Annotated in this window: 5 protein-coding genes; 2 read left to right on the top strand and 3 right to left on the bottom strand. The window is 55.4% G+C overall.

Features of this window, described 5'->3' with window-relative positions; translation table 11 throughout:
* Positions 1–32: 32 nt before the first annotated feature.
* Positions 33–1,202 (bottom strand): radical SAM protein, encoded by a 1,170-nt coding sequence (locus VN887_04315; protein HXT39230.1) that lies wholly within the window; start codon positions 1,200–1,202, stop codon positions 33–35.
* Between the two features lie 796 nt (positions 1,203–1,998).
* Here VN887_04315 and VN887_04320 point away from each other — a divergent pair.
* A complete protein-coding gene (locus VN887_04320) occupies positions 1,999–2,922 on the top strand; it encodes a hypothetical protein (GenBank protein HXT39231.1) in 924 nt (307 codons plus the stop codon).
* A gap of 13 nt (positions 2,923–2,935) precedes the next feature.
* On the opposite strand, the gene VN887_04325 is transcribed toward VN887_04320, so the two are convergent.
* Positions 2,936–3,925 carry an NAD-dependent epimerase/dehydratase family protein gene (locus tag VN887_04325; GenBank protein HXT39232.1) on the bottom strand — a complete coding sequence of 330 codons (990 nt, stop codon included), beginning with the start codon at positions 3,923–3,925 and terminating at the stop codon, positions 2,936–2,938.
* A 104-nt stretch (positions 3,926–4,029) separates the two neighbouring features.
* Positions 4,030–5,124: a glycosyltransferase family 2 protein gene (locus tag VN887_04330; protein HXT39233.1), complete on the bottom strand. Its 1,095-nt coding sequence runs from the start codon at positions 5,122–5,124 to the stop codon at positions 4,030–4,032.
* Positions 5,125–5,772: 648 nt separating this feature from the next.
* Between VN887_04330 and VN887_04335 the strand changes: the two genes are divergently transcribed.
* Positions 5,773–8,140 (top strand): LamG-like jellyroll fold domain-containing protein (locus VN887_04335; protein HXT39234.1); only part of this gene is annotated, 2,368 nt, incomplete at its 3' end.

Raw genomic sequence — 8,140 nt, forward strand, 5'->3', positions numbered from 1 at the left:
GCCGGATCACGCTGCTCCGCTCTTTGCCTTATTCATGCGCGTTTTAACGCGGCAGAGTGAGCGTTCCGATAGTAACAAAATTCGCAGATCTTCGGAAGGTTTCCGTCCAAGTGGGCCTGACGGAACGCCACATACTCGTCGCTGTTCCACGTTTCCAGAAAACTCCTGCCCCGGCCCAGTTCGTACGCGTCGGGATTGCCGATGATGCAGCAGGGAACCGTTCGCGAGTCAGAGGACACAAAGGCGCGTTCAAACGGCCACGGGCACAATTTTTCGGGTGAAGCGGTGCTGAATTTTTCCGTGATGTTCCAGAACCATACCTTGTTGCCGAGCTGCCGGCCCATCTCGGCCAGCGCGAGGAGCCGGTCGTGATCGAGGCTGTCCTCCACGCTGACCCGCCCGTTCTGTTCGCTCCATTTGTCGAGTCCCCAGTTGGTCAATTCCAGCGAGAATACCTGGTTGGTGAAACCGGCCTCGTGCGCCAGCCGCACCAGGTCTTCCAATTGATGCTGGTTTCCGCGCTGCACCACCGTCCACATCTTGGTCCGCGCAACGCCTTTCTCGCGGCAGTACGCGTTGATGAGCTTGCAGTTCTCGACGACCTTGTCGAAGCGCCCGCCGCGCCGGATGGACTCGAACGTCGCCTTGTCGGCGCCGTCAATCGAGATCTGGATCTCGTTCACGTCGGTGTCCACCAGCTTCCGGAAATTGTCCTTCGCGTGCAACAGCGACGCGTTGGTGGTGGTGCGGACCCAGATGTGCCGCGCTCGGGCGTAATTGATCATCTCAAAGAAATCGTCGCCCTGCAGCGTTGGCTCGCCGATCCCCTGAAGTTTGATTTCGACGAGACCGTACTGTTCGTCGATCAGCCGCTTGAAATCCTCCAGCGCCATGTCCTCGCCGCGCTTCCCCTTCGGCCAATCGCTGACGACGCACATGGTACAATGAAAATTGCAGCGACTCACGTTCTCGATGTCCAGCTTGATGGGCAGGTAGTCCACCGAAGCGCTCCGGCGCGACGAACGCATGTACTTCTCGAAATTCTCCCGCCGCCGTGGCGACGAAGCCAGCGCCAGCTCGCGCTCGCGCCGGTACGCTTCCACACCGGCGGCCGGCTCGGGCGCGGGCAGTTCCCGCAACTGCCGCCGCGCCGCCAGGGTGGGATCGTCCGGCTGTTTCTGGATTTCGATGAGGTCGCTCATGATTGATAGCTAAACCGGACTCTAACAGAGAAGGATTCGCAAATGAAGAGCAACGCGGGCCTATTTGTGCTCAGCACCAAATCCATGGCACGGATTTGTGAGTCGCGGCGCGCGAGAAACCCTGTCGTCGAACGAGACTGCTTATCCATCGTCCCCGCACCTTAGAGGGATACCTCCAATAGCTCAAGGCGGAATTGTTTTTGCGCACGGGCCTCCGATTAAGTGAGCGCTCACTGCGCAATGGAAAGCTTAACGGCACATGTTTTTTGTGGATTTGAACGGAAGAAATTATTAGTTTCGGACCGTGGTTAACGAGCAAGCGATGGCGGTGGGAAGAATCGTGCAAAATCGATATCCAACGTGCTGTTCCATTCTCTTGATCGCTCTCGTATCCCAAACACAGGGGCTGGTCCGATAGACGTCTCATCAGATGTACGAGAGGTTTTCTTTTTCACTGCCAGATCGTTGCCGGACTCTGTTGAAAATCATATTGGGCACGATACTCGTCTGCGTTGCCACTTGTTTGCGAATTCCGGCTTCGGCAAAGCGAAGAATTTCGCGATGGCTTCGGTTTACGTTTGCGAGGGCCGCAAATGCGCTCGATGCCTTCCCGGATGACAGTCTCCCAAGGTGCGTTCTTTTTGTTTCTTTGCGGCCACACGCAAGGGAAACCAGGCTGGCCCAAGCCGCGCGCATCGCGGGTTGGGAACCTATTCTCATCTATGCAGGAGGAGACTTGAAATATGATGCGAACAAGTACTTTCGGTTGCACGCTAGAGCTGGAGGTCTATTCCGGTTGCTTTGGGTCACATGGTACTTCCAGGGCCCCTTGATTCACGTCTTCGCGCCGGACGGCGCTCAGGCATACCTGTTGTGCAAAGCAAAAGCCGGGCGATTGCTCCTGGACATTAACGACACCTGCATGAGCCATCTGCTGAACATCAACCCGCGCATCTGGCACTTTTGTGAGCGAGAGGCGATTCGAACTGCCGACGGAATGACACACCGCGACCTCCGCGTAAAATATCTCCACAAGCTTTATGGATATTCGCTCCCACGCCACAATATTCTCATTCAAGATCCACCGACAGAGGTCAGTCCTCTTCAAAGCAAAGTCAAAATAGAAGGCGACATTCATGTCGTCTCCTCGGGCTATTTGGGCATTGGAGAAAACACGATTCTGCGCACTGTCAGGGCTCTTTGCGCAAATCGCATACATGTCCACCTCTACACCATGCCTCTTCAACGCAAGGACGATCCCGAGATGAGGGTCTACGGCGAGCTGCAGGAAGAGACGGAATATTTTCATTGGGAGGAACCAGTCTATGGCGAAATCTACTGGGAACGTCTGAGCTCTTGCGATTTCGGTCTGACAACTTACGAGCCATTCGTGTTTGGAGAAAGGGTGACCTTATGTACCGTGGACGCGGTGCAAGGCTGCGCCTCTTCGCGCCTCATGGACTACGTGCAAGCGGGATTGGGGATCATCATTCCGCCCGGAGTAGCGTTTCAGTGGTTTTTGGCGCGTCGATATGCCAGTGTCGCCGTGCCGCTTACGCGCGAGTTTCTAAGTAATCCCCGTCCGGTTTTGGAGTCCGCGCTGCGAAAAAGGGCGCAATCCAAGAAAAAAAATCTTTCGACGATTTCAGTTCAAGGGGCCGCGCCCCGTTTGGGCAGGTTTTACTCGGAGGTTTTAGAGGCAGCTCTCACTCAAGGATGAGCGAAATCCGCGATCAATGCGCGCTGCGAAAAGTTCGTTCGTGCCACTTTACCATGCGATTAAGCCCTTCGTGAAATTCTATCTTCCACACAAAGTCGTCCCCCAATGCGGCTATGAGAAGCTTGCTGTCGGCGCTTTTGATAAAGCGCCCTTCAGGTTTGGTCCGGTCGAAAACGATTTCAGGTTCCAAGCCGACTATTGCTGCGATCCGTTTGACGAGGCTTTTCACTGAGACGGTTTCTTCGCGTCCGATGTTGACTGGCCGTTCGAAGTAACCATTTTCCACGAGTTGCATCATCGCCCGGGCACAGTCCAAGGCATGGACATAGTTCCGTCTCTGGTTGCCGGAGCCCCAGACGACGATGGGGTTTTCTTTGTCGAGTATTTTTTTTGTGAGCATTGGAATGGCCTGTGAATAGTCGCCCACCCATGTGTAATGTTCGCCGTAGATGTTGAACGGTCTCACGACCGTTATCGGAATGCCGGTTTCCTTCTGATAAATGACGGCCTTTTGTTCCAGAATGCGTTTGGCCCAGCCGTAACCCCAATTGACGCGCTCAGGTTCACCCGCGACTGGCTGACAGTCCGGCATCGGCGTCGGCCCGTCGTCGGGATAGATGCAGCTGGAACTGACGACCAGCGCATGCTTGGGGCGGTGGCAAGCAATGGCGTCAAGGACGTTGGTGTTCACGAGGTCGTTGAACCGAAACATTTCAAAGTTATTCTTCTGGCTGAATCCAACCCCGTAGGCCCGCGAGGCCAGGTGAAACACGTACTCGCAATCCTTCAGAGCTCCGACGGCTTGCTTCGGATTCGCCAGGTCCATTTTCCGATATTCCACGCGGGACCGTAACTGATCGATGTATGCCCAGGACCCTTTCGATTCGTCGTCAATCAGGATTACTTTCGCGCCGGTCGAGCAAAGTTCCTCGCAGAGGAAAGACCCGATCAACCCAAGACCACCCGTAACTCCGACCGCCTTGTCTCTGTAAAAGGAATTCATGTCCGTTAAGAAAATCCTGCCACAATCCCTAAATCAAGTTGTAACTCGTGCAGGGTGGATTCCGGAGATAGCGCGGGCAACGTTATTCGGCCCGGCGAACTGATTCATTTGAATACTGAATAACGCTGCCGGCCAGTGAGGAACCCTCGCAGCGTTCCGACGGCGCCCACAACAAACAAGGTCGGATTCAGCAGAACCATCACCAGCACTTTCGGCGATCTGATTCTCCAGGTTTCGATGTGAGTCAGGTTGGTAAGTACGAACAAGAGTAAGGCTCCGGTTTTCGGCGCAAATGGCAGCAGGAGGAGAAGTGGATAAATGAATTTGACGAGATGATGGGTCCAATTCCCCGCGTATGGAGCACGCCTGAGTTGAAATCCCCATTTGCGGAACAAGGCGCCAAACGATTCGGCCAACAAGAATTGTTTTTTTATCACCGCCATACAGCTCGTTCCCCGGGGTTGCTTGTGCAGGTGCAGAACGCGCGTTTTGACAATACGGACCTCGCCTTGTTGACTGAGATGCATATAGAGGTCCTGGTCCTGTCCGCAATAGCGGAATGTTTCGATGTCGTAACCGCCCACCTTTCGAAAAACTTCGATCCGTATCAGGTCCAGTTTATCACTGATTCCCTGCCTTATTTCACCGACCCATCTCGCCATCATCACCTTTCCCCAAAAATCATATTCCTCCCAAATTTCCTTTGGAAGCGTCACCGTTGCCGTCACTGCAACTCGATTTGCTGTCAAGGCGCTGAACATCTCCTCAAGCGAACACTCGTTTTCAGGGAGGCAATCCTGCGAAGTGTTGAGGAGATAATCCCCCGTCGCTTGTTGAGCACCCAGGTTGAAATCCCACCCGTATGCGATGTCCTCGGGGTTCACAATATGTTTCACCCCGGGTGGGAGGGCCTTCAGAGGCTCGGGGTTACTGTCAACCACGATAATCTCATGCGGTTTGAGCGTTTGCTCATTCAGCTTCCGAACCAAGCGATCAAGGTCGCCCGATTTGCCGAACACCGGGATAATGACGGATACTTTCGGCCGAGACTCTGTAGACATGATGACGTCGTCGGTGGCATGTACATTCTCCCAAGATGCTTGGCAAAGTATATCTTCACCTGCATCACCCGACAACCAGTCGCGCCCTGTCCGTCTGTCTTCAACGGATTGCCTAAATTGAAACGGTCTATCACACAAGGCTGCGGATTACGGAGAAGGAAACGGGCTGATGGTTCCCATGGTTGTAGGCCAACTGCCCTCAGTTGGCGCAAGACAGACGCAGCGCCCGGTAAGGGTCCCGGGCCTACGGAACAAGTCGTCGTGAGAGCCGCGGATTACGGGGACCGAACCATCTGATCGGCAGCGAACCAATTGAACCGCAGATCACGTGGAAGAAAACGTGCATCGCGCATGCAGGCCCGATGCCCTCATCGGGCGAAGGAACAGCAGATTACACAGATTAAGGTTGGCTGAAGGTTGGTGTTGTTTTAGGCCGACTGTCCCCAGTCGGCGCGAGACAGACTCAGCGCCCGGTAAGGGTACTGGGCCGACATCATCGGACACACGGACGTTGTGGGGTCGCAGGCCGGGTCCCCCGACCCGGCGTCTGTGTCCGCCCGGTGGGGGCGCCGGGCCTTCAGACACGCACCGGTATTAGCCGCAGTTTCATAGAAGACAACGGCATGTCCGTTGCTATTGCCTGCGGCGTTATTGGCGGGGCGAAAATAACGGCATTTTGACGTCCGAAATGTCTTGTTTTGCAAAAGCCGTTCTGATAGATGAAGCGACAATACGCGGGCTAAAAATGGATGGAGGGCAGTGGGGTATCCAAACAAAAGTTTTATTATGCGACTGAAGAATTCACTCAGCTTCGGAGTGGTGATTGCTGTACTCAACTTTTTCACCGGCGCGCTTCACGCTCAATCCCTCATTGACCTCGACTTTCGAGGCGACTCGAACAATGTGAAGTCGGGATTTGCGGCGACCGGGAAAACCACGAACGATTATTGGAACGTGGTTTCATTCCCGTGGCAGAACTTGGGCACGGTCGAAAACTTGAAGGACGCTGACGGAACTGACACCACTGTCAGCGCCACCCTCGCGAACGGCGGAGGCTATTGGTTTAATTCAACCCGCGACTCGATGTTCGATGGCTACGTCTATCCCAACAGCGGCGGCGGTGATGGAGTCGGGAATTTGACAGTGACGGTTTCGAACCTGACGGCGGACCGGTATGATGTCTATCTGTACGGAAACGCGTACCCGCACACCGGAGATCCGACCAGCCGCGGAGAGTGCGATACAATTTTCAGCGCGTCCAGCGGAGGCAACAATTATGGTCCGACCGGTACCACACTTTCAGCAGGCTGGACGACATCCCAGCCCTGGGTCGAAGGAAAGGAGTATGTGTTGTTTCGGAACGTGCAGGTAGTGGCGGGTCAGCCGTTGATCATCAGCGGCGCGCCGGGCTATAACGGTCAGCCTGCGAACGGGCCGGAGCACCCGGCCTCCCTGAATGGAGTCCAGATCAAACAAAGCAGCATGTCGTCCGTTGTATCTTTTACCAACGGGAGTTTTGAGACGCCGGTATTTTCGCCGGGCGGGCATGGTTTTTCCAGCGGGTCAACGGACATCATCCATTGGATAACGGGTGGATCGGGGATGGTTTCTATTGTCAACGGTCCCGCCAGTCCATCAGTCAATCCAGAGGATGGTGCTCAACAGATTGACTTCAACGGTGGGGATACAGTGCCCGGTGCGACCCTTTCGCAGACGTTCAGCACGATGGCGGGACAGACGTACACGGTGAGTTTCTACGTCGGACGGGTAGGCACGAGTGAGGGGACGATGAGTTTGCAGGCGCAAGTGACTTCGAGCACGGGCGCAGCGCTGGGTTCGGTGACGGCGGTGGCACCCGACACACAGGGCTACGGTCCGGTGCAGACGTTTAACTTTACGGCGACGACAACGAATTCGACGCTGACGTTTACGGACACTTCTACAGCGACGGTGGCAGTGGATCTGTTGCTGGACAATGTATCCGTACAAGCAAGCACGCTGCCGGTTGGGCCATTTACGAACGGCAGTTTCGAGACGCCCGCTCTGGCGACAGGTGCGAGCGTGGACTTGCCGGCCGGTTCCACAACGCTTACTGGATGGACGGTGGGCAACACGGGTCTGGTCTCATGGCGGAACGGTCCGGCATTCGGGGTGGCTCCGGTTGACGGCTCGCAGGAAGTCGGTTTTAACGGTGCTAACACGCCGCCCGGCGGGTCGATTTTCCAGACATTCAGCACGACGGTGGGGCAGACCTACACGGTGAGTTTCAATGTGGGTCGGCAAGGCACGGGCGGCGGGACGATGAGTTTGCAGGCGCAAGTGACTTCGAGTACGGGTGGCGCACTGGGCTCATTGACGGCGGTGGCGCCGAATTCCCCCGGTTATGGTTTGGCACAGACGTTCAACTTTACGGCGACTACGGATTCTTCGACGCTGACGTTCACAGACACTTCCACGGCGACCATTGCGGTGGATTTGCTGCTGGACAACGTGTCGGTTGCAGCAAATTCCGGGTGTGTAGCACCTCCCTCCGGTTTGATCAGTTGGTGGAAGGGCGAAGGGAACGGGATGGACTCGGTGGGGAGCAACAATGGCGCGCTGGAGGGAAATGCGGCGTTTGCGCCGGGGCTGGTCGGACAGGCGTTCAGCTTTGATGGTGACAGTGACGGAGTGTCCTTCGGCAATCCGGCGAGTCTGCAACTGCAGAACTTCACGATTGAAGCTTGGGTCAAGCGGGCGGATACAAACCTGGCGTCCTTGGACCCTGTCTTCACTGCTGGCTGCGTATTGGGGTATGGATACGGCGGCTATAATTTTGTAATAAGGAATGATGGTCATCTTTCGTTGGGAAAAGTCGGCATCGCCGCTGTTGATTCGAATGTCACGGTGAAGGATACAAGCTGGCATCATGTGGCGGTGACGAAGGCGGCTGGAAATGTTGTGTTTTATGTGGATGGAGTGGGAGAGACAACACCGGCATTCGATCCAGGGTTTACATTCGCGTCGGACGTACAGATTGGAGCATTTCAGTGGAGCGGAACCCAGCCGCAAGGGAGTTTTCTAGGGCTGATTGACGAAGTGAGCATCTATAATCGCGCTTTGTCTGCAACCGAGGTTGGAACTATTTTTACCGCCGGTTCCGCAGGCAAATGCG

Origin of the sequence: Candidatus Angelobacter sp. (assembly GCA_035607015.1) — a bacterium.
Taxonomy (GTDB): Bacteria; Verrucomicrobiota; Verrucomicrobiia; order Limisphaerales; family AV2; genus AV2.

Excerpts from the sequence above, each read along its gene's own strand:
- VN887_04315 (HXT39230.1), bottom strand. The coding sequence starts at position 1,202 with ATGAGCGACCTCATCGAAATCCAGAAACAGCCGGACGATCCCACCCTG.
- VN887_04325 (HXT39232.1), bottom strand. The coding sequence starts at position 3,925 with ATGAATTCCTTTTACAGAGACAAGGCGGTCGGAGTTACGGGTGGTCTT.